This window comes from Dechloromonas aromatica RCB (genome assembly GCF_000012425.1).
This window is the reverse complement of sequence record NC_007298.1, coordinates 2,532,006-2,551,750: the sequence shown is the minus strand read 5'-3', so window position 1 is coordinate 2,551,750 and position 19,745 is coordinate 2,532,006. Positions and strand designations below refer to the sequence as shown.

The following is a 19,745-nucleotide window of genomic DNA, read 5'->3' as shown; positions in this document are numbered from 1 at the left end:
TTTCCCGCAGCCTGTCTTTCCATGACCAAATATGTTTTCGTTACGGGTGGTGTCGTGTCCTCTCTGGGCAAAGGCATCGCCGCCGCGTCGCTCGGGGCCATTCTGGAATCCCGCGGCATCAAAGTCACCCACCTCAAGCTTGACCCCTACATCAACGTCGACCCCGGTACGATGAGTCCTTTCCAGCATGGAGAGGTTTTCGTCACCGATGACGGAGCCGAGACCGATCTGGATCTGGGGCATTACGAGCGCTTTACCAGCGCCAAGATGGCCAAGCGCAACAACTTCACGACCGGCCAGATTTACGATTCGGTGCTCAAGAAAGAGCGTCGTGGCGAATATCTCGGCAAGACCGTGCAAGTCATCCCGCACATTACCGACGAGATCAAGGATCGCATCAAGGCCGGCGCCGAAGGTGCAGACGTGGCCATCGTTGAAGTCGGTGGCACGGTTGGCGACATCGAGTCGCTGCCCTTCCTCGAAGCCATTCGTCAAATGGGTATCATGGAGGGGCGTAACAACGTCTGCTTCATGCATCTGACGCTGTTGCCCTACATCCCGACTGCCGGTGAGCTGAAGACCAAGCCGACTCAGCATTCCGTCAAGGAACTGCGCGAAATCGGTATCCAGCCGGACATCCTGCTGTGTCGCGCCGATCGTTCGATTCCAGTCGAAGAGCGCCGCAAGATCGCACTGTTCTGCAATGTGATGCCGGAAGCCGTCATCGAGTGTCTTGATGCCGATTCGATCTACAAGATTCCGGGCATGCTGCACGAACAGATGCTCGACGAGATCGTCTGCCACAAGCTGAATATCCTGGCCAAGGCAGCCGACCTGACGGTCTGGGAAAATCTGATCGTGGCGCTGGAGCACCCGCTGCACCAGGTCAAGATCGCTTTTGTCGGCAAGTACGTTGATCTGACCGAGTCCTACAAGTCCTTGATTGAAGCCATCAAGCATGCCGGTATCCATACCCGCAGCCAGGTCAACATCATTTATCTCGATTCCGAAGATATCGAGAAGAATGGCACCGGCGTCCTTGAAGACCTCGATGCCATCCTCGTTCCCGGCGGTTTCGGTCGTCGCGGTACGGAAGGCAAGATTGCCGCGATCCGCTATGCCCGCGAGAACAAGGTGCCCTATCTCGGTATCTGTCTCGGCATGCAACTGGCCGTCGTTGAATTCGCTCGTGATGTGGCCGGTATGCCCGGTGCGCACTCCACCGAATTCGTGCAGGACACGCCATACCCGGTAATCGGCCTGATTACCGAGTGGCTGGACGCTTCCGGCAAGATCGAGAAGCGTACCGAGGATTCCGATATCGGCGGCACCATGCGTCTTGGCGCTCAGGTCTGCAAGCTGGGTGAGGGCACGCTGGCTCGTAGCATCTATGGCGCGCCGGAAATCACCGAACGCCATCGTCACCGCTACGAAGTGAACAACACGCTGCTCGCCAAGCTGGAAGAAAAGGGCCTGATCGTCGCCGGTCGTGCCCCTGGTACCGATCTGTGCGAAATGGTCGAGTTGCCGGCCGATGTGCATCCGTGGTTCGTCGGTTGTCAGTTCCACCCGGAATTCACCTCCAATCCGCGTCAAGGTCATCCGCTCTTCTCTTCTTACGTGAAGGCGGCGCTGGCCAATCAAAAGGCCAAAGGCAAATGAAGCTCTGCGGTTTCGAGGCTGGTCTTGACCAGCCTTTTTTCCTGATTGCCGGGCCATGTACTGCTGAATCCGAGCAGCTGTGCCTCGATGTGGCTGGCCATATGAAAGAGGTTTGCGCTCGCCTTGGCATCAACTACATTTTCAAGGCGTCCTACGACAAGGCCAATCGCAGCTCCGGCAAGTCGGTACGCGGCCTTGGTCTTGAAGAAGGTCTGCGTATCTTCTCGGAAGTACAGCGCCAGATTGGCGTGCCGGTGCTGACCGACGTTCATACCATCGAAGACATTCCCGCTGTAGCGGCAGTGGTCGATGTGCTGCAGACGCCGGCTTTCCTGTGCCGCCAGACTGATTTCATTCACGCGGTTGCTACCTGCGGCAAGCCGGTGAATATCAAGAAGGGGCAGTTTCTGGCACCGGGTGACATGAAGAACGTGGTCGACAAGGCGCGTGAAGTGAACAACGGTGCCGACAACATCATGGTTTGTGAGCGCGGAGCCTCTTTCGGCTACAACAATCTGGTTTCCGACATGCGTAGCTTGGCAATCATGCGCGAGACGGGTTGCCCGGTCGTATTCGATGCCACGCACAGCGTGCAGTTGCCGGGCGGCCAAGGGACGACTTCCGGTGGTCAGCGCGAGTTTGTGCCGGTGCTGGCGCGAGCCGCGATCGCGGTCGGCATTTCGGGTCTGTTCATGGAAACCCACCCTTGTCCTGAAAAGGCGTGGTCGGATGGCCCGAACAGTTGGCCGCTCGATCGCATGGAAAGCCTTTTGGCAACACTAGTTGCGCTGGATAAGGCCGTAAAAACTGCTGGTTTTGAAGAGTTGAAATAAGCCGCCGCTTAATTCTGATAATAATATTTTAATTTAAGTTGTCTATTTAACCTTCTGATAATAAGGAAGAAACATGAGTTCTATCGTTGATGTTATTGCCCGTGAAATTCTGGACTCCCGTGGCAATCCCACTGTCGAAGCTGACGTTCTGCTCGAATCCGGCGTCATGGGCCGTGCTGCCGTCCCGTCCGGCGCCTCGACCGGTACCCGCGAAGCCATCGAACTGCGTGATGGTGATGCCAGCCGTTATCTCGGCAAGGGCGTCATGCAGGCTGTCGAGAACGTCAACACCGAGATCTCCGAAGCCATCATCGGCCTTGACGCACAAGAGCAGGCTTTCATCGATCAGACCATGATTGACCTCGACGGTACGGACAACAAGTCCCGCCTCGGTGCCAACGCCATTCTGGCCGTGTCGATGGCTGTCGCCAAGGCTGCTGCCGAAGAGTCCGGTCTGCCGCTCTATCGCTACTTCGGTGGCATGAGCCCGATGCAGATGCCGGTGCCGATGATGAACATCATCAACGGTGGTGAGCACGCCAACAACAGCCTGGATATTCAGGAATTCATGGTGATGCCGGTTGGTGCTGCCAATATTCGTGAAGCGATCCGTTGCGGTGCAGAAATTTTTCATGCGCTGAAGAAGCTGCTGAACAAGAAGGGTCATTCGACCGCCGTCGGCGATGAAGGTGGCTTTGCCCCGAATCTGGGTAGCCATGCCGAAGCCCTGCAGATCATCATGGAAGCCATCGAAATTGCCGGTTATGTGCCGGGCCAGGATGTGCTGCTGGCGCTCGACTGCGCTGCTTCCGAGTTCTACAAGGACGGCAAATACAAGTTGGCTGGTGAGGGACTGGAGCTGACCTCGGCCCAGTTCGTCGATTACCTGGCCAACCTGGCTGACCAGTTCCCGATCGTTTCGATCGAAGACGGCATGTCCGAAGCCGACTGGGATGGCTGGAAGCTGCTGACCGATCGCCTCGGCGACAAGGTACAGATCGTTGGTGATGACATCTTCGTCACCAACACCAAGATCTTCAAGGAAGGTATCAAGAAGGGGATCGGCAATTCGATCCTGATCAAGATCAACCAGATCGGCACCCTGTCCGAAACCTTTGCTGCCGTTGAAATGGCCAAGCGTGCCGGTTACACCGCCGTGATCTCGCATCGCTCCGGTGAAACCGAAGACAGCACCATCGCCGACATCGCCGTTGGCCTGAACGCCGGTCAGATCAAGACCGGTTCGCTGTCGCGTTCCGACCGCATTGCCAAGTACAACCAGCTGATCCGTATCGAGGAAGATCTGGGCGATACCGCTTCCTACCCGGGCCGCGAAACCTTCTACAACCTGCGTTAATCACGCATGCGTTGGCTGACGGTCGGCCTCCTCGCAGCCATCGGCCTGCTCCAATACCCCCTGTGGGTGGGTAAGGGCGGCTGGCTGAAGGTATGGGAGTACGACCGTCAGTTGCAGCAACAGAAAGAAGTGACGCGCAAGCTGGAAATCAGGAACGCGGGCCTCGATGCCGAAGTCCGCGACTTGAAACAAGGCTATGATGCGATTGAAGAACGTGCCCGTTTCGAGCTGGGTATGGTCAAGCAGGACGAAACTTTCGTCCAGATCCCGGAAAAAGTTCCCGGAAAATAAATCTCGAAACTCTGCCAAACGTAGTAGTCACCCGGATTTACCTCCGCTAGAATCGTTCTCAGCAGTCCCCCCGAGGAGAACTAGATGCTGCTCAAGGTTGGCGAAAAAGCCCCTGTGTTTTCACTGCCGGATGCCGACATGGAGACTGTCGATCTGGCCAGGTACCAAGGCAAGCACATCGTGATCTTCTTCTACCCGAAGGATGGCACGCCGTGTTGCACCAAGGAAGTGACCGATTTCTCGGATCACGAAGACGAATTTCTCCGCCATAACTGTGTCTTGCTCGGCATCAGCCGTGACGATTGTCTGAAACATGCGGAATTCCGCGACAAGGAAGGTATCGGCATCGAGTTGCTGTCCGATACTGAAGGTGTCGTCTGTAAGCAGTACGGCGTCTGGCAGGCCAAGGATGTCGATGGTCACCGGAAATTCGGCGTTTGCCGATCCACCTTCGTGATCGATCGCACGGGCACCATCCGCCATGCGCTCTATGGCGTCAATTACAAGGGGCATGCCCTTGAAGTACTCCGTTTGGTCAAGGAGCTGAATTCATAAACCGGGCGGCAATAACTTCTATCAAGCATACAAGGGGCCGGGCGGCCCCTTTTTGTTATGCCCCATTCTTCATCAGGGGTTGGGTTGGTAGTGGTCTTGTATCCTGATAGCCTTGGCTTTATTTCGTTCGCCGTCGATACACGCCGGGAGAGCTGCCGGTCCATTTTTTGAAGGCGCGATGAAAAGTAGTCGGGTCGTCAAAGCCGATCTGATTGCCAATGACGGCAACCGGCAACCTGGTTTTTGTAAGTCGCTGAATGGCCACATCGCGCCTTAGTTCATCCTTGATCGCCTGAAAGCTGGTTCCTTCTTCGCCGAGGCGGCGGGAGAGGGTGCGTAGCGAGAAATGCAGGGCCTTGGCGACTTCCTCGATATTGGTAGTCTGATCCAGTCGCTTTTCAAGATGCTCGCGAACGCGGTGACTGACGATGCGTTCGGCAAAGGAAACGAAGATCCAGTCGGCCGGGGCATGGGCCAGGAATTCGCTCAGTGAATGCTTGTCCTGGCGAATTGGGGTTTGCAACTGCGATCCCTCAAAGTAGAGCGCAGTCAGTGCCTGATCGAAATAGGCTGGGCCAGGATATAAAAAAACATATTCGGAGACGTGCGCCGGACGCGAATAGGTGAAGTCGATCCGGGCTAGCGGAATCTTGCGCCCGGCCAGCCAGGAGGCGATCCCGTGCACCAGCTTGAGCATCATCTCCTGCGCAAAATAATTCTGGCTGACTTCACTGGTTTTTGGAATCAGTGCAATCCGTACCAGGTTTTCCTTGTTCTCCAGTTCGAACTCCAGGTCATCAAGGATCAGCCGGAAGAACTGGGTAAAGCGATACAGCGCGGCGATCAGGTTGGCCGATTCGAGCATGCTGAGGCACAGGAATTTCAGGGTGCCACCCCGCAGCGGACGAGAGAACATGCCCGGCGTTTCGTCATCGATTTCCCGGGCCAGCAGACGGTAAAGGCCGGCAAACTGGTCTGTCGTGACGCGGGCGCTGCCTTCATCCAGCAAATCCATCGAAATGCCGATTTGCTGCATGTATCTGGCGCGCTGTTCGAGGCTCAGGCTTAGTCCGCCGAGCAGGTTCTTGATGAAATCGATGGGGACTGTCGTTGCCGATTTGTTCATTGTAGTGGGTGCCGGGAACGATTCGCCTTTGCATAACCGGATGCAAATATTTTGGCCGATTATGCAATGTTTTCGGCGTGACCGGCAAGCGCGGCAAGTTTCTGATTAGTACAATCCATTTCACCAATTGCCAAGGTAAGCAGAAAACCAGAAGGTTTCGGGCGTTTGGCGGCCTCTGTTGGAGGCTTGGAGACTGAATGGGAAAGGTGTTCCGGCTGGCCTGAAAGTCACGTTCATGCAACGACTTCAGGGCGATAGGGAGCATCCGGTAACAAGCACAGGAGGAGGCCGGCGTGAAAACGAATTTATCCAATCCGATACTTGAATTATCCGGGCTAGGATTGGCTTTTGGCGGGGTCAAGGCGCTTAATGGCGTCAGCTTCGAAGTGGCGCCGGGTTCCATTACTTCGGTCATTGGTCCGAATGGCGCCGGGAAGACCTCGTTGTTCAACACGATCTCGGGTTTCTACCGCCCGAGTGCCGGCAGCATCCGTTTCGACGGTAACGACATCTCGGCCTTGCGGCCACCGGCTCGGGCCAAGTTGGGGTTGGCGCGCAGCTTCCAGAACATCGCCCTGTTTCGCGGGATGACCGTTCTCGACAACATCAAGCTTGGCAGACATTGTCATCTTGAGACCGGCGTACTCGATGCGCTGCTCTATTTCGGCAAGGCCCGTCGGGAAGAAAGCGAACTGCGCCGCGAGATCGAGGAAAAGGTGATCGACTTTCTCGAAATCGACCATATCCGCCATCAACCGGTGGCAGCCTTGTCCTACGGCCTGCAGAAGCGGGTCGAGATGGCCCGTGCCCTGGCCATGAAACCACGGGTGCTGATGCTCGACGAGCCGGTGGCCGGCATGAATCGCGAGGAAACCGAGGACATGGCGCGTTTCATCCTCGACGTGCGCGAGGAGTGGGGCGTGACGGTGCTGATGGTCGAGCACGACATGGGGATGGTGATGGACATTTCCGATCACGTCGTGGTCCTCAACTTCGGCCAGGTGATCGCCGATGGCCTGCCCAAAGAGGTTCAGGAAAACCCGGAGGTGATCCGTGCCTATCTCGGCTCGGGTGATGTCAGTGAGTTGCGCGCCCGTTTGCATCAACCCGTTGTGGCAAAGGCAGCCTGACATGGATTGGCTCTACTTACTCGAAATTTCCCTGGCCGGTATCGGTAGCGGTGGCCTGTACGCCCTGACGGCGCTGGCTTTCGTGATGATCTACAAGGCAACCAAGGTGGTGAATCTGGCCATTGGCGAAATGCTGATGCTCGGCGCCTACCTGATGTTCGGCATGGCCTCCAATCTTGGCTGGCCGATCTGGGTCGCCATCGTTGCCGCCATCATCGGCAGCGGCATTGGCGGCGCCATCGTCGAGCGGCTGGCCATCCGGCCGATGCTGGGCGAATCGCCGATCTCGGTCTTCATGGTCACGGTCGGCCTGTCGTCGGTGATGATCGGCCTGGTGGAATTGATCTGGACGGCTGACCAGCAGCGTCTGCCGGAATTCATGCCCTCCGATCCGATCATGCTGGGTGAAGCCTTCATTTCGCCCAAGCTGTTTTACGGCTTTCTGGTGGCGGCGGCGCTGATCATCATCGCGCTGGTGGTCTTCCGCTTCTGGCGTGGCGGTGTGGCGCTGCGGGCTACCGCTTCCGATCAGGCTGCGGCCTACTCGGTCGGCATCAATGTGCCGCGTGTTTTCTCGCTGGCCTGGATTGCCGCTGCCATGATCGCCGCCATCGCCGGCATCGTCGTCGGCTCGATTGGCGGCCTCTCATCGAGCATGGGCGTTTTCGGCCTGTCGGTGCTGGTCGTCGTCATTGTCGGCGGGCTGGATTCCGTTCTGGGCGCGCTGGTTGCCGGCCTCGGTATCGGCCTGCTGGAATCCCTGGCTGGCGGCTATCTCGGTGGCGAATTCAAACTGCTGGCCACCTTCTCCACCCTGATCCTGGTGCTGATGATCCGTCCCTACGGTCTGTTCGGCACCCATGAAATCGAGAGGCTCTGATGCGTATCGGTACCGCCAAGCAAAGCTACGCCCACGACGAGTCGCTGTTCGACACCAGGACCCAGTGGATCTGGCTGGGCCTCCTCGGCGTCAGTCTGCTGGTCTTCCCCTTCGTCGTCGATGATTACTGGCTCTATCTGGCCTGTCTGGTTGCGATCAACATCGCCAGCGCCACCGGGCTGAACATCCTGACCGGCTATACCGGCCTGGTCAGCCTTGGGCAGGCTGCTTTCATGGGGCTGGGCGCTTACACGGTGGCCATTCTGGAACAGCGTTTCGGTACGCCGGCCGTGCTTAATCTGGTGGCCGGCGGCGCCGTTGCCATGCTGGTCGGCGTTGTCGTCGGCATTCCATCCTTGCGGGTCAAGGGGCTGTACCTGGCCATTTCGACCATTGCGGCATCGTTCATCCTGCACTTCGTCTTTGCCAACTGGAGCAGCCTGACCGGTGGCACAGGCGGGATGACAGTGCCGCCGGCCAACTTCTTCGGTATTCCGCTGGATACATCGTTCCGCCTGTACTGGCTGATCGTCCCGGTGGCGCTGACCATGCTGGTCTGTGCCGCGAACCTGTTCCGCACGCGGATCGGCCGGGCCTTCATCGCCATCCGTGATCGCGACATCTCGGCTGAGGTGCTGGGCATTCCGCTGCTTCGCTACAAGCTGACCTCATTTGCGCTGTCGTCGTTTTACGCCGGCGTCGCTGGTGGCTTGTGGGCCTACTTCTTCCGGGTCGTTACGCCGGAAAGCTTCCCGCTGATGATGTCCATCTTCTTCCTGGCCGCGGTGATCGTCGGCGGCATGGGCACCATCCTTGGCGGCATCCTCGGTGCCATCTTCATGACCATGGTGCCGGAAGTCCTCAAGCTGATCGTTGGCTGGCTGCCGCTGGGCAGTGAGGGCGCCGTGATTCTTTCGCCGGTGCGGACCATCGTGTTTGGTCTGCTCATCGTCGGATTCCTGATCTTCGAGCCCCTTGGGCTCCAGGAACTGTGGCGCCGTGTGCGCCGCTTCTTTCACCTGTGGCCTTTCCGGGCTCAGGGATAACAACGGAGGAGACACCGTGGAACAAAAGAAAATCATCAAATGGCTGGGTTCGCTGGCTGCTGCTGCCAGCCTGATCGCTGCACCGCTGGCGCAGGCCGAGGAGGAAATCGTCATCGGCGGTTCGATCCCGATGACCGGCGTCTTTGCTTTTGCCGGCATTGGCATCCACGCTGGCATCACCGACTACGTCAAGATGGTCAATGACGCCGGTGGTATCAAGGGGCGCAAGATCAATTATGTGCCCGAGGATACCGGCTACAAGGTCGATGCTTCGGTCGCCGCGTTCAAGAAGATCACCAGCCAGAACAAGGTGAACCTGTACTACGGCGATTCGACCGCCTTCGCCAAGACGATCAATCCGGAACTGGAACGCATGGGCAGCATCATGATGGCCGGTGCCTCCTTTGCCACCGAGATCAACGATCCCAAGAAATATCCGAATCAGTTCCTGGTCGGCCCCGATTACACGGAAATGATGGGCATCCTGATGCGCCACATTGCCAAGGAAAAGCCGGGCGCCAAGGTGGCACTGGTCTATTCCGACACCGAGTTCGGGCGCGATCCGATCGACGAAGGCGAGGCGCTGGCCAAGAAACTCGGTCTCAATGTGACCGGCAAGATCATGACGCCGCCGGGCAGCGTCGATGTCTCTACCGAGATCGTCAAGCTGCGTCGTGCTGCCCCTGACTACACCATCTTCCATGGCTACGTCCTGGCCCCGATTCCCGAGTTCATCTCGCAGGCGCGCAAGATGGGCATGACCAGCCAGTTCATGGGTACCTTCTGGTCGATGGACAACTCGATGGTCATGAAGATGGGCGAGGCGGCCGAAGGCTTCATGGGGGTCATGCCTTTCCGCTACTACTACGAGAGCGATGCCAAGGCCCCCATGCTGGACAAAATCCGCAAGATGCGGCCGGAGTACCAGTCCAACGCCTACATGCAGGGCTTCCTGACCGCCATGCTGTTCACCGAGGCCACCAAGCGCACCCTTGATGCCGGCAAGCCGCTCGATGGCAAGAACCTGAAGGCATCGCTGAACACCATCAAGAACTTTGACACCGGTGGCGTGGTTGGCGTGCCGATCACCATTCGCGGCAATTCCATCCCGGTTGGCCGTATCTACCGCTTCGATGCCAAGCAACAGAAGATGCTGCCGGCCTCGGACTGGATCCACCTGGACTGATACCGGCATGAGCAAGCCCCTGGTTCTCGACCTCAACAACATTGAGGTCATCTACAACAACGCAGTCCAGGTGCTGCGCGGTCTCTCCCTGCAAGTGCCGCGGGGAGAGATTGTCGCGCTGCTCGGCTCCAATGGGGCCGGCAAGAGCACCACGCTGAAGGCCATCTCGAAGCTGCTTTCTCTGGAAAATGGCGAGTTGACCGGGGGCACCATTCGTTTCAATGACCGCGACACGGCCGGTCTGGCACCGCACGAACTGGTTCGTGCCGGCCTCTTCCACGTCATGGAAGGCCGGCGGGTATTCGAGGATCTGACGGTCGAGGAAAATCTGGTCGCCGCCACCTATGCGCTGAACGGGCGGGGTGGTGCGAAGCCGGATTTCGACCTGGTCTATGAATACTTCCCACGCCTGTTCGAACGGCGGCGCGGCCTGGCCGGCTACCTTTCCGGCGGTGAGCAGCAGATGCTGGCCATCGGCCGGGCGCTGATTGCCCGGCCGACCCTGATCCTGCTTGACGAACCGTCGCTCGGCCTGGCGCCGCTGCTGGTCGAGAACATCTTCTCGATCATCGCCCGCATCAATGCCGAGCAAGGCGTCTCGATGCTGCTGGTCGAACAGAACGCTTCAGTGGCGCTGGCGGTGGCCCATACCGGTTACATCATGGAAACCGGCAAAGTGGTCATCGATGGTCCGGCCGAGAAGCTGGCTGCCGATCAGGATGTCCGCGAGTTCTACCTCGGCATGGGCCATGGCGGCGAAATGAAGAGTTTTCGCGATATCAAGCATTACAAACGGCGTAAACGGTGGCTGTCATGAGCATGGAACTGGAAAACCTGACCCTGCCGCAGATGCTGCGTCAGCGCGCCCAGCAGCAGCCGAACCGGGTTGCCATCCGGCAAAAGGATTTCGGTATCTGGAACCCGATCAGCTGGGACGACTACTACCGCCGCGCTGGCCATTTTGGTCTCGGCCTGTGCGCGCTGGGTGTCCAGCCAGGCGGCCACATCGGCGTCATTTCCGAGAACCGTGTCGAATGGGTGCTGGCCCAGATGGGCGCCGGCCTGGTCGGTGCAGTGACGGTCGGTGTTTATCCGACCAGTCCGACCAATGAAGTCTCCTACGTGCTGGAGCACGCCGATATCGATGTGGTGATCTGCGAGGACCAGGAGCAGAGCGACAAGGTGCTGGCGGCCATCGACAGCCTGCCGCGTCTGCGCAAGATCGTCGTCATGGAAGAGAAGGGGCTGCGCAACACGCCGGCCGAATTTCGCGACAAGGTGCTGGCATTTTCCGAAGTTGAAGCTCTGGGCGTCGATTACGAAGCCGTGCATCGCACCCTGATCGACGAGGTGCTGGCCAAACAGTCGCTCGACGATATCGGCCTGATGATCTACACCTCCGGTTCGACCGGCAAGCCGAAGGGGGCGATGATCAGCTACGGCAACATCCGCGCCGTGGCGCCGGGCATCATCGAACGCCTCGGCCTCGACGAACATTCCCGGCATCTGTCCTACCTCCCACTGTGTCATGTGGCGGAGCAGATGCTGACGACCTTCACGCCGATCTATCTCGGCTCGCAGGTCAATTTCGGCGAATCGCTGCGCACCGTGCAGGAAGACCTGCGCGAAGTGGCACCGACGCTATTCCTCGGCGTGCCGCGCATCTGGGAGAAGCTGCATGCCTCGATCAGTATCCGCATTCATGAAACCGGGCGTTTTCGTCGCTGGCTGTTCGACAAGGCTCTGGTGGCCTGCGAGACCTTTGCCTGCAAGGCGGTGCACCAGCGCACGCTGGGCGAAAAGCTGACCTTCGGTTTCTACTATGTGCTGATTCTGCGCGCCCTGCAGAACTACATCGGCCTGCGCAACGCCAAGGTCGCGCTGACCGGTGCGGCGCCGATTTCACCAGCGATCATCAGCTTCTTCCGGGCGCTTGGCGTACCGCTGGTCGAGGTCTATGGCCTGACCGAATCGAGCGGCATGATCTTTGGCCAGCGTCTCGACCATGTGCAACTCGGCACGGTCGGCGCGGCGATCAGCGGTATCGATTACCGCATTGCCGAGACCGGCGAACTGCAGGTCAGGGGCGGGGCCGTGTTTGCCGGCTATTACAAGAATGCCGAGGCCACTGCCGCGTCGATCCGCGATGGCTGGCTGCACACCGGCGACGTGGTCAGGGAACTCGATGGCGATATCAAGATCGTCGATCGCCTGAAGGACATCATGATCACGGCCGGCGGCAAGAACCTGACGCCGTCGGAGATCGAGAATGGCATGAAGGCCAGTCCGTACATCAAGGAGTGCATCGTCGTCGCCGACGGCCGGAATTTCGTCGCGGCGCTGATCCAGATCGACTTCGAAACGGTCGGCAAATGGGCCGAGCGCAATCGCATGGCCTTCACGCATTTCCGCTCACTGGTCGAAAGCCCGCAGGTCCGGGAGCTGGTTGCCGAGGAGATCAACAAGGCCAACGCCAAGCTGGCCCAGGTTTCGCAAATCCGGAAATTCCATTTGTTGACCAAGGAGCTGGATCACGACGATGGCGAAGTCACTGCGACCATGAAGGTCCGCCGCAGCAGCATCTACAAGACCTACGAGAAGGAAATCGAGGCGATGTACGGCAAGGGAGGGCTGGCCAATGCCTGATGGCGCAATTCTGATCAGCCGGGAGGGAGGCATCGCCACACTGACCCTCAATCGCCCGGCCAGCCGCAACCTGCTCGACATGGAGATGGCGTTGGCCCTGCGTGCCTGTCTCGACGAAGTGGCGATCGATGCCTCGGTGCGTGCCGTCGTGTTGCAGGCGGCCGGCAAGCACTTCATGGTCGGCGGCGATGTGAACTGGTTTCACGGGTTGCTTGATGCCGCACCGACCGAGCGCCGGACCCAGCTCAATCGGATGATCGACGAGGTGCATGGCGCCATCGGCCGTATCCGTAGCATGGACAAGCCGGTATTGGCCGCCGTGCGTGGCGCCGCGGCCGGCTTCGGGTTTTCGCTGATGGCCGCCTGTGATCTGGTGGTGGCTGACCGGACGGCCTTCTTCACGCTGGCTTACAGTGGCCTGGGGGCCTCGCCGGATGGCGGTTCCACCTACAGTCTGCCGCGCCTGCTCGGGCCGAAGCGCGCCATGGAAATGGCTCTGCTCAACGAACGCATGGATGCTGGCAGGGCGCAGGAGCTTGGCCTGATCAACCGGGTTGTCGAGGCAGCCGATCTCGATGCGACGGTGGCTGACCTGGCCACACGACTGGCCACCGGCCCGACACTGGCCTTTGCCCGAACCAAGCGCCTGATCAACGAATCCCTCGAACACAGCCTGGCCAAGCAGTTGCAGGCCGAGGAGCGGGGTTTTCTTGAATCTTCACTGACCGGGGATTTTGCCGAAGGCGTTCGCGCTTTCGTGGAGAAGCGTATGCCTGAATTCCACGGGCGCTAGGCCCATCCCCTTCCTTTGCCGCTGCCGAGAGGCGGTTCGGCAAGTTATTACCTAACGCTAAAACATGACCTGAATGGGGTCAATGGGGCTTGTTCGCCCAAAATTTTGGAGAAACACACCGATGGACTTTTCCCTCACTGAAGAGCAACGCATGATCCAGGACTTGGCCCGGGAGTTCGCCGATCGCGAAATCGCGCCCCTGGCGGCCCAGGCCGATGTGGACAAAGTATTTCCGCTCGCTGTCCAGCAAAAGGCGCTGGAACTGGGCTTGCTGAACATCGTCCTGCCCACCGAATACGGTGGTGCCGGCCTCGGTTGTCTGGAGGTTGCCCTGATTACCGAGCAGTTTTGTCGGGCCTGCCTGGGCATTGGAACGACGCTATGCATCAATGCCCTGGCTGCCGAACCCATAGTGCTGGCTGGCAACGAAGCGCAAAAGCGCAAGTATTTTTCACGTCTGGCGGCCGGCGAATTTGCCAGCTTTGCGCTGACCGAGCCGGCAGCAGGTTCCGACTCCGCGGCGATTCGTACTTCGGCCAAACGGGTCGCCGGTGGCTACGAGCTGACCGGCAGCAAAATCTGGATTTCCAATGCCTCGCTGGCCAGCTTCATGGTGGTCTTTGCCAAGACCGATCCGGCCGCCGGGCACAAGGGCATCAGCGCCTTCATCGTCGAGCGCGAATCGGCTGGTCTTTCCGTCGGCGAGCCCCTGGGCAAGCTGGGCCAGCGGGCAGCGCCGACCTGCGAAGTGTTTTTCGATCAGGTCTTCGTGCCCGAAGAAAATCGTCTCGGGGCGGAGGGTGAGGGCTTCTCGATCGCCATGCGCACCTTCGACCAGTCGCGGCCGATGGTCGCTGCCTTCGGCCTGGGCCTGACCCAGCGTTGCATCGACGAATCGCTGGCCTATGCCTGTGAACGCCAGTCGATGGGCAAACGCCTGATCGACCATCAGGTGATCGCGCACCGCCTAGCCGACATGCGCATTCGTCTCGAAGCCTCACGCCTGCTGACCTACCAGTCGGCCTGGCTGGCTGACCAGGGCTTGCGCAATACCAGCCAGGCCTCGATTGCCAAGGCCTTTACCTCGGATGCCGCGATGTGGGCCGCAACCGAGGCCATCCAGATTTTTGGCGGCATGGGTTACAGCACCGAGTACCCCGTCGAAAAACTCTTCCGCGACGCCAAGGTGCTGCAAATCTACGAAGGCACCAGTGAAATTCAACGCAACATCATCGCCCGGGACATGGAACGGGCCTGAGCCTGTTCCTCCCGTATTCATCGCAAAGGAATCAACATGCAGAATTCTCAAGATCCGGTCATCCTGGCCGCCGTCCGTACCCCGTTTGGCCGCCGCAATGGGGCCTTCCGTCAGACCCGTCCCGATGAACTGCTGGCCGGTATTGTCAGTGAAGCCGTCAAGCGTTCCGGCGTTTCGGTGTCTGGTGTTGCCGACGTCATTGCCGGCTGTGTCAGTCAGGCTGGCGAGCAGGGGGCCAACATTGCCCGCCAGGCCTTGCTGCTGGCCGGTCTGCCAGCCGAGATTCCCGGTGTCAGCCTGAACCGGATGTGCGGATCGAGTCAGTATGCGGTACATGCGGCTGCCCAGTCGATTCTGGCGGGCGATGCGGAATTTTCGGTAGGCTGCGGCGTCGAGAACATGAGCCGGGTGCCAATGTTTCTCGACCTGACCCTGGGCAAAGGCGATTTCAAGGGCTTCGACAACCTGCACCCGGGTATCACGGCCCGCTTCGCCATCCCGCATCAGGTCGAGAGCGCCGAACTGATCGGCGACCACTGGCAGATCAGCCGCGCCGAGTGCGACGAATTTGCCCGCGAAAGCCATCGTCGCGCCCATGCCGCCCGGCTGGCCGGCGTGCATAAGGAAATCGTGGCGACGGCCGGCGTCGACAAGGAGGGCAACGCGATTACCCTCGATTACGACGAGGGCGTTCGCCCGGTGATTGATGTCGATAAGATGTCGGCCATGCTGCCGGTGTTCCGCACGCCTGAAACCGGTGTCGTGACGGCCGCCAACGCCAGCCAGATGTCCGACGGCGCGGCAGCGGTCGTGCTCGGCAGTGCCGAATCTGCCGCTCGCCTGGGCCTGAAGCCGAAGGCTCGTTTCAAGGCGCGGGTCGTGGTCGGCTCCGATCCGGTCATGCAGTTGACCGGCGTCATCCCGGCGACTCGTCTGGCACTGAAGAAGGCCGGCCTGAGTATTGCTGATCTGGACTGGATCGAAGTCAATGAAGCCTTTGCCACTGTGGCGATAGCCTGGGCGCGCGAGTTTTCTCCCAATATGGATAAACTTAACCCGTGGGGCGGGGCGATTGCCCACGGGCATCCGCTGGGTGGCACCGGCGCCGGCCTGATGGCCAAGATGCTGTCCGGGCTGGAGTCGTGCAACGGCCGTTTCGGCCTGCAGGTCATGTGCATCGGCCACGGCATGGCGACCGCCACCATCATCGAACGTCTGGCCTGATTGCGGAGCATTCTCATGGAGCACAAATTGACACCGGAAATCAAACAAAGCATTCGCAACACGCTGGGCGACGCCCTGCAGCGCTCGGTTCGCCGCTGGCCCAGCAAGGAAGCCTTGCTCTATGGCGCTCGGCGCTGGACATTTCAGCAACTGGCGCAGGCGGCTAATCGCGTGGCCAACGGTTTGCTGGCCAGGGGCCTGCAGCCGGGCGACCGGGTGGCCGCTTACGGCAAGAACTCGGATGCCTACGTGCTGCTCTGGCTGGCGTGCAACCGGGCCGGCCTGATTCACGTGCCGATCAATTACGCCCTGACCGAAGGGGAGTTGAAGTACATCCTAGACCAGTCGGGTGCCAAGGCGGTATTTCACGATGTAGCCATTGCCGGACATGTCGAACATCTGAAGCCTGAGTTGCAGTGTGCCCTTTACGGTACCTTCTACGACGGCGGCGATCTCGATGTCCTGGCCATGGCGCAGGCGCGCGGAAACGAGCAAATGCCGGCGGTTACCATCGACGAAAACTGCGTCGCGCAGATTCTTTATACCTCTGGCACGACGGCCAACCCCAAGGGGGCCATGATGACCCACCGGGCCCTGCTGGCCGAATACGGCAGTGCCATCGTCGCGCTTGAAATCAGCGCCTCCGACCGCTCGCTGGCTTCACTGCCGCTCTACCACTCGGCGCAGATGCATGCCTTCCTGATGCCGCAATTGCTGATGGGGGCGACAACGCTGATCATCGCGGCGCCGGTGCCCGATATCTGTTTCGACGTGATCGCGCGGGAGGGCATTACCTCGTTCTTTGCGCCGCCGACGGTCTGGATTTCTCTGCTCCGCCACCCGGGTTTCGATACGCATGACTTGTCCTGTCTGCGCCGTGGCTATTACGGGGCGTCGATCATGCCCGTGCCGGTGCTTGAAGAGCTGCGCCACCGCCTGCCTTCGATGCGGGTGTTCAACTGCTACGGTCAAAGCGAGATCGCGCCGCTGGCTACGGTGTTGTCGCCCGAGGATCATCTGATCGCGCCGGCTTCGGCCGGGCGGCCGGTGATGAACGTCGAGACCCGCGTCGTCAATGAACAAATGGAAGACATGGCGCCGGGCGAGATGGGGGAAATCATCCATCGCTCGCCGCAGGCGATGATCGGCTACTGGGACAAGCCGGATCAGACCGAAGAGGCTTTCCTGGGCGGCTGGTTCCATTCCGGCGACGTCGGTTACATCGACGAAAACGGTTTCCTGTTCATTTGCGATCGCATCAAGGACGTGATCAACACTGGCGGCGTGGTGGTTTCCAGCCGCGAGGTCGAGGAGTGTCTCTACACCCATCCGGCCGTCGCCGAAGTGGCAGTGATTGCGCTGCCCGATGAAAAATGGGTCGAAGCGGTGAGTGCCGTCGTCAGCTTGAAGGTCGGGGCTCAGGTCAGCGAAGCGGAGTTGATCGATTTTGCCAAAGGCCGGATTGCCCCTTTCAAGGTGCCGAAAAGCATCTTCTTCAAACAGGAATTGCCCCGCAACACTGCCGGCAAACTGTTGAAACGCGAGTTGCGTCGGGAATATTCGGTCTAGATAAGATAAAGGAGAACCTGATGTTTTCAGGGAAATGCATGGCAGTCCATCGTCTCGACAATGATGTTGCACACCTCGTTTTCGACCGCCAGGAGAGTGTGATCAACAAGCTGGATCGTGCCACGCTTGAAGAAATCGAAATTGCAGTCAAGCTGGTGGCAGCCGATACCAGCCTGCGCGGCTTGCTGGTCAGCAGCGCCAAGGATAATTTCATCGTCGGCGCGGATATCAAGGAGTTCGGCGAACTCTTTGGCCGGGACGAAGCAGCGCTTGATGCCCATATGCGCTGGGCCAATCAGATATTCTGTGCCTTCGAGGATTTGCCGATTCCAAGTGTCGTCGCCATCAATGGCATGGCGCTGGGTGGCGGTCTTGAATTTGCGCTGGGCGCGACGCTGCGCGTGATGGCCGAGAACGCCCAGATTGGCCTACCCGAGGTTACTTTGGGAATTTTTCCCGGCTACGGTGGCACGGTTCGCCTGGGGCGTCTGGCCGGTGCACAGGTCGCCGTCGATTGGGTGGCCTCCGGAAAGCCGCGGCGTGCTGCCGAGGCGCTGGTCGCCGGGGTGGTCGATGCCGTCAGTCCGGCCGAGCAACTGCAGGAGCAAGCCCTGAGTCTTCTGGGCAGGGCAATGGCGGGCGAGATCGATGTTGCGGCAATTCGCCGGAAGAAGCAGGGCGCGATTCCCGGTCACCATGATGCCGTCTTCGCCGACGCCTTGACCAGGCAGGCAAAGGCACTCGCTGTCCATTTGCCGGCGGCAGCGATGGCCATCGCATCGATGGCGCGCGGTGCGGGTAAAGGCCGGGATCTGGCCCTCGATGAAGAACGCCACGCTTTGCTCAAGGTTGTCAAAACCCAGGCGGCAGGCGCGATGATCCAGGGATTCCATAACCAGCAAGCCTTGAAGAAGCTGTTCGGTCGGCACCGTGCCAATGCCCGTCGGGTCCGCTCGGCCGCGGTGCTTGGCGCCGGTATCATGGGGGGCGGGATAGCCTTCACCAGCGCCCTGAAGGGCGTGCCGGTCCGGCTCAAGGATATTTCCCGGCAGCAGCTTGATCTGGGTATGGCCGAGGCGAAAAAACAGATTGGTCGCCAGATCAAGAGCGGTCGGGTCAGCGAGGCAAAGGGGCAGCAGGTACTGACCTCCATCCAGCCGCAGCTCGATTACGCCGGCTTTTCCGATTGTGATCTTGTCGTCGAGGCCATCATCGAGAACCTGAAGGTCAAGCATGCGGTGCTGAGCGAACTGGAACAGGCGGTCGCGCCGGATACCGTCATCGCTTCCAATACGTCCAGCCTGCGTATCGATGAAATCGCCATGCCCTTGCAACGCCCGGAAAATTTCGTGGGCATGCATTTCTTCAACCCGGTCCCCGTGATGGCGCTAGTCGAGGTCATCAAGGGCAGCAGGACCAGCGATGTCGCGGTTTCGACTGCGGTCGACTATGCAGTAACCATGGGCAAGACACCGATTGTCGTGCAGGACTGCCCGGGGTTTCTCGTTAACCGTATCCTGACCCCTTATGTTCGGGCTTTTCTCGACCTGGTGGCCGATGGGGTCGATTTCGTGCGTATCGATCGCGTGATGGAAGTCTTCGGGTGGCCAATGGGGCCGGCTTATCTGATGGACGTGGTGGGCATTGACACTGGTTGCCATGTCTTCGATGTCATTTCGGCCGGTTATCCCGCCGTGATGCCGATCCAGGAAAACAATGCGCTGGCCGTGATGGTCGCCAACCAGCGCTATGGCCAGAAAAACGGTATTGGCTTCTATCGCTACGAGAACGACCCCACCGGCAAGCCGAAGAAAACGGTTGCCGAGGACAGCTATCCCCTGCTGAAACCTATTCAGCTTTCGCCGCCAAGAGAAGTCTCGGATGAAGAGATTGTCGAGCGCATGATGTTGAGTTCCATCCTCGAAGCGGCCCGGGCATTGGAAGACGGTGTTGTCGCCACGGCGGGGGAACTCGATGTCGCCATGCTGCTCGGTATCGGCTACCCGCAATACCTCGGTGGCCCGCTGAAATACGCCGACTGGCTTGGGCTTCCGAAGGTCGTTGCGCTCGGCGAGAAGCACGGCCATCTGGGACCACAGTATCGGGTAACCGACAAAATAAGGAGCATGGCGGCTTCGGGCGCGCAGTTCTATTGACTGAACGAACGGCAACCCCCCAGGAGAGACAGT

At 59.5% G+C, this 19,745-nt stretch carries 17 protein-coding genes; 16 read left to right on the top strand and 1 reads right to left on the bottom strand.

Going from position 1 to position 19,745, the window contains the following annotated elements:
- Positions 1–21: 21 nt before the first annotated feature.
- The 5 genes from pyrG (at position 22) to DARO_RS12175 (ending at position 4,698) form a co-directional block, all read left to right on the top strand.
- Positions 22–1,662, top strand: a complete 1,641-nt coding sequence (gene pyrG / locus DARO_RS12195) for a CTP synthase (protein WP_011288101.1) — start codon at positions 22–24, stop codon at positions 1,660–1,662.
- On the top strand, positions 1,659–2,495 hold the full coding sequence (kdsA, locus tag DARO_RS12190; protein WP_011288100.1) for a 3-deoxy-8-phosphooctulonate synthase: 837 nt from the start codon (positions 1,659–1,661) through the stop codon (positions 2,493–2,495). The genes pyrG and kdsA overlap by 4 nt, the downstream gene beginning before the upstream one ends.
- A 73-nt stretch (positions 2,496–2,568) precedes the next feature.
- The gene (gene eno / locus DARO_RS12185) at positions 2,569–3,852 is read left to right on the top strand and encodes a phosphopyruvate hydratase (protein WP_011288099.1); all 1,284 of its coding nucleotides are present in this window, start codon (positions 2,569–2,571) and stop codon (positions 3,850–3,852) included.
- Between the two features lie 6 nt (positions 3,853–3,858).
- On the top strand, positions 3,859–4,143 hold the full coding sequence (ftsB, locus tag DARO_RS12180; RefSeq protein WP_011288098.1) for a cell division protein FtsB: 285 nt from the start codon (positions 3,859–3,861) through the stop codon (positions 4,141–4,143).
- 84 nt (positions 4,144–4,227) lie between these two features.
- The gene (locus DARO_RS12175; RefSeq protein WP_011288097.1) at positions 4,228–4,698 is read left to right on the top strand and encodes a peroxiredoxin; all 471 of its coding nucleotides are present in this window, start codon (positions 4,228–4,230) and stop codon (positions 4,696–4,698) included.
- Between the two features lie 118 nt (positions 4,699–4,816).
- Here DARO_RS12175 and DARO_RS12170 read toward each other — a convergent pair whose 3' ends face one another.
- On the bottom strand, positions 4,817–5,824 hold the full coding sequence (locus DARO_RS12170) for an AraC family transcriptional regulator (RefSeq protein WP_011288096.1): 1,008 nt from the start codon (positions 5,822–5,824) through the stop codon (positions 4,817–4,819).
- A 293-nt stretch (positions 5,825–6,117) separates the two neighbouring features.
- On the opposite strand from DARO_RS12170, the gene DARO_RS12165 reads away from it, so the two are divergent.
- The 11 genes from DARO_RS12165 (at position 6,118) to fadB (ending at position 19,712) form a co-directional block, all read left to right on the top strand.
- Positions 6,118–6,954 carry an ABC transporter ATP-binding protein gene (locus tag DARO_RS12165; RefSeq protein ID WP_011288095.1) on the top strand — a complete coding sequence of 279 codons (837 nt, stop codon included), beginning with the start codon at positions 6,118–6,120 and terminating at the stop codon, positions 6,952–6,954.
- Position 6,955: 1 nt separating this feature from the next.
- Positions 6,956–7,834 (top strand): branched-chain amino acid ABC transporter permease, encoded by an 879-nt coding sequence (locus DARO_RS12160; protein ID WP_011288094.1) that lies wholly within the window; start codon positions 6,956–6,958, stop codon positions 7,832–7,834.
- The gene (locus DARO_RS12155; protein WP_011288093.1) at positions 7,834–8,880 is read left to right on the top strand and encodes a branched-chain amino acid ABC transporter permease; all 1,047 of its coding nucleotides are present in this window, start codon (positions 7,834–7,836) and stop codon (positions 8,878–8,880) included. The genes DARO_RS12160 and DARO_RS12155 overlap by 1 nt, the downstream gene beginning before the upstream one ends.
- A gap of 16 nt (positions 8,881–8,896) precedes the next feature.
- Complete coding sequence (locus tag DARO_RS12150; protein ID WP_011288092.1) at positions 8,897–10,066, top strand: ABC transporter substrate-binding protein; 1,170 nt, start codon at positions 8,897–8,899, stop codon at positions 10,064–10,066.
- A gap of 7 nt (positions 10,067–10,073) precedes the next feature.
- Complete coding sequence (locus DARO_RS12145; RefSeq protein WP_011288091.1) at positions 10,074–10,883, top strand: ABC transporter ATP-binding protein; 810 nt, start codon at positions 10,074–10,076, stop codon at positions 10,881–10,883.
- Positions 10,880–12,712 carry an AMP-binding protein gene (locus DARO_RS12140; protein ID WP_011288090.1) on the top strand — a complete coding sequence of 611 codons (1,833 nt, stop codon included), beginning with the start codon at positions 10,880–10,882 and terminating at the stop codon, positions 12,710–12,712. Before DARO_RS12145 ends, DARO_RS12140 begins: the two co-directional genes overlap by 4 nt.
- On the top strand, positions 12,705–13,505 hold the full coding sequence (locus DARO_RS12135; RefSeq protein ID WP_011288089.1) for an enoyl-CoA hydratase: 801 nt from the start codon (positions 12,705–12,707) through the stop codon (positions 13,503–13,505). Before DARO_RS12140 ends, DARO_RS12135 begins: the two co-directional genes overlap by 8 nt.
- 121 nt (positions 13,506–13,626) lie before the next feature.
- Positions 13,627–14,763, top strand: coding sequence for an acyl-CoA dehydrogenase family protein (locus DARO_RS12130; protein WP_011288088.1), 1,137 nt, complete (start codon positions 13,627–13,629; stop codon positions 14,761–14,763).
- A gap of 36 nt (positions 14,764–14,799) precedes the next feature.
- Positions 14,800–15,987 (top strand): thiolase family protein, encoded by a 1,188-nt coding sequence (locus tag DARO_RS12125; protein WP_011288087.1) that lies wholly within the window; start codon positions 14,800–14,802, stop codon positions 15,985–15,987.
- A gap of 15 nt (positions 15,988–16,002) precedes the next feature.
- Positions 16,003–17,556, top strand: a complete 1,554-nt coding sequence (locus tag DARO_RS12120) for an acyl-CoA synthetase (protein WP_011288086.1) — start codon at positions 16,003–16,005, stop codon at positions 17,554–17,556.
- Positions 17,557–17,576: 20 nt separating this feature from the next.
- Positions 17,577–19,712 (top strand): fatty acid oxidation complex subunit alpha FadB, encoded by a 2,136-nt coding sequence (gene fadB / locus DARO_RS12115; protein WP_011288085.1) that lies wholly within the window; start codon positions 17,577–17,579, stop codon positions 19,710–19,712.
- Positions 19,713–19,745 lie beyond the last annotated feature (33 nt).

Excerpts from the sequence above, each read along its gene's own strand:
- pyrG (WP_011288101.1), top strand. The coding sequence starts at position 22 with ATGACCAAATATGTTTTCGTTACGGGTGGTGTCGTGTCCTCTCTGGGC.
- kdsA (WP_011288100.1), top strand. The coding sequence starts at position 1,659 with ATGAAGCTCTGCGGTTTCGAGGCTGGTCTTGACCAGCCTTTTTTCCTG.
- eno (WP_011288099.1), top strand. The coding sequence starts at position 2,569 with ATGAGTTCTATCGTTGATGTTATTGCCCGTGAAATTCTGGACTCCCGT.
- ftsB (WP_011288098.1), top strand. The coding sequence starts at position 3,859 with ATGCGTTGGCTGACGGTCGGCCTCCTCGCAGCCATCGGCCTGCTCCAA.
- DARO_RS12175 (WP_011288097.1), top strand. The coding sequence starts at position 4,228 with ATGCTGCTCAAGGTTGGCGAAAAAGCCCCTGTGTTTTCACTGCCGGAT.
- DARO_RS12170 (WP_011288096.1), bottom strand. The coding sequence starts at position 5,824 with ATGAACAAATCGGCAACGACAGTCCCCATCGATTTCATCAAGAACCTG.
- DARO_RS12160 (WP_011288094.1), top strand. The coding sequence starts at position 6,956 with ATGGATTGGCTCTACTTACTCGAAATTTCCCTGGCCGGTATCGGTAGC.
- DARO_RS12155 (WP_011288093.1), top strand. The coding sequence starts at position 7,834 with ATGCGTATCGGTACCGCCAAGCAAAGCTACGCCCACGACGAGTCGCTG.
- DARO_RS12145 (WP_011288091.1), top strand. The coding sequence starts at position 10,074 with ATGAGCAAGCCCCTGGTTCTCGACCTCAACAACATTGAGGTCATCTAC.
- DARO_RS12140 (WP_011288090.1), top strand. The coding sequence starts at position 10,880 with ATGAGCATGGAACTGGAAAACCTGACCCTGCCGCAGATGCTGCGTCAG.
- DARO_RS12135 (WP_011288089.1), top strand. The coding sequence starts at position 12,705 with ATGCCTGATGGCGCAATTCTGATCAGCCGGGAGGGAGGCATCGCCACA.
- DARO_RS12130 (WP_011288088.1), top strand. The coding sequence starts at position 13,627 with ATGGACTTTTCCCTCACTGAAGAGCAACGCATGATCCAGGACTTGGCC.
- DARO_RS12125 (WP_011288087.1), top strand. The coding sequence starts at position 14,800 with ATGCAGAATTCTCAAGATCCGGTCATCCTGGCCGCCGTCCGTACCCCG.
- DARO_RS12120 (WP_011288086.1), top strand. The coding sequence starts at position 16,003 with ATGGAGCACAAATTGACACCGGAAATCAAACAAAGCATTCGCAACACG.
- fadB (WP_011288085.1), top strand. The coding sequence starts at position 17,577 with ATGTTTTCAGGGAAATGCATGGCAGTCCATCGTCTCGACAATGATGTT.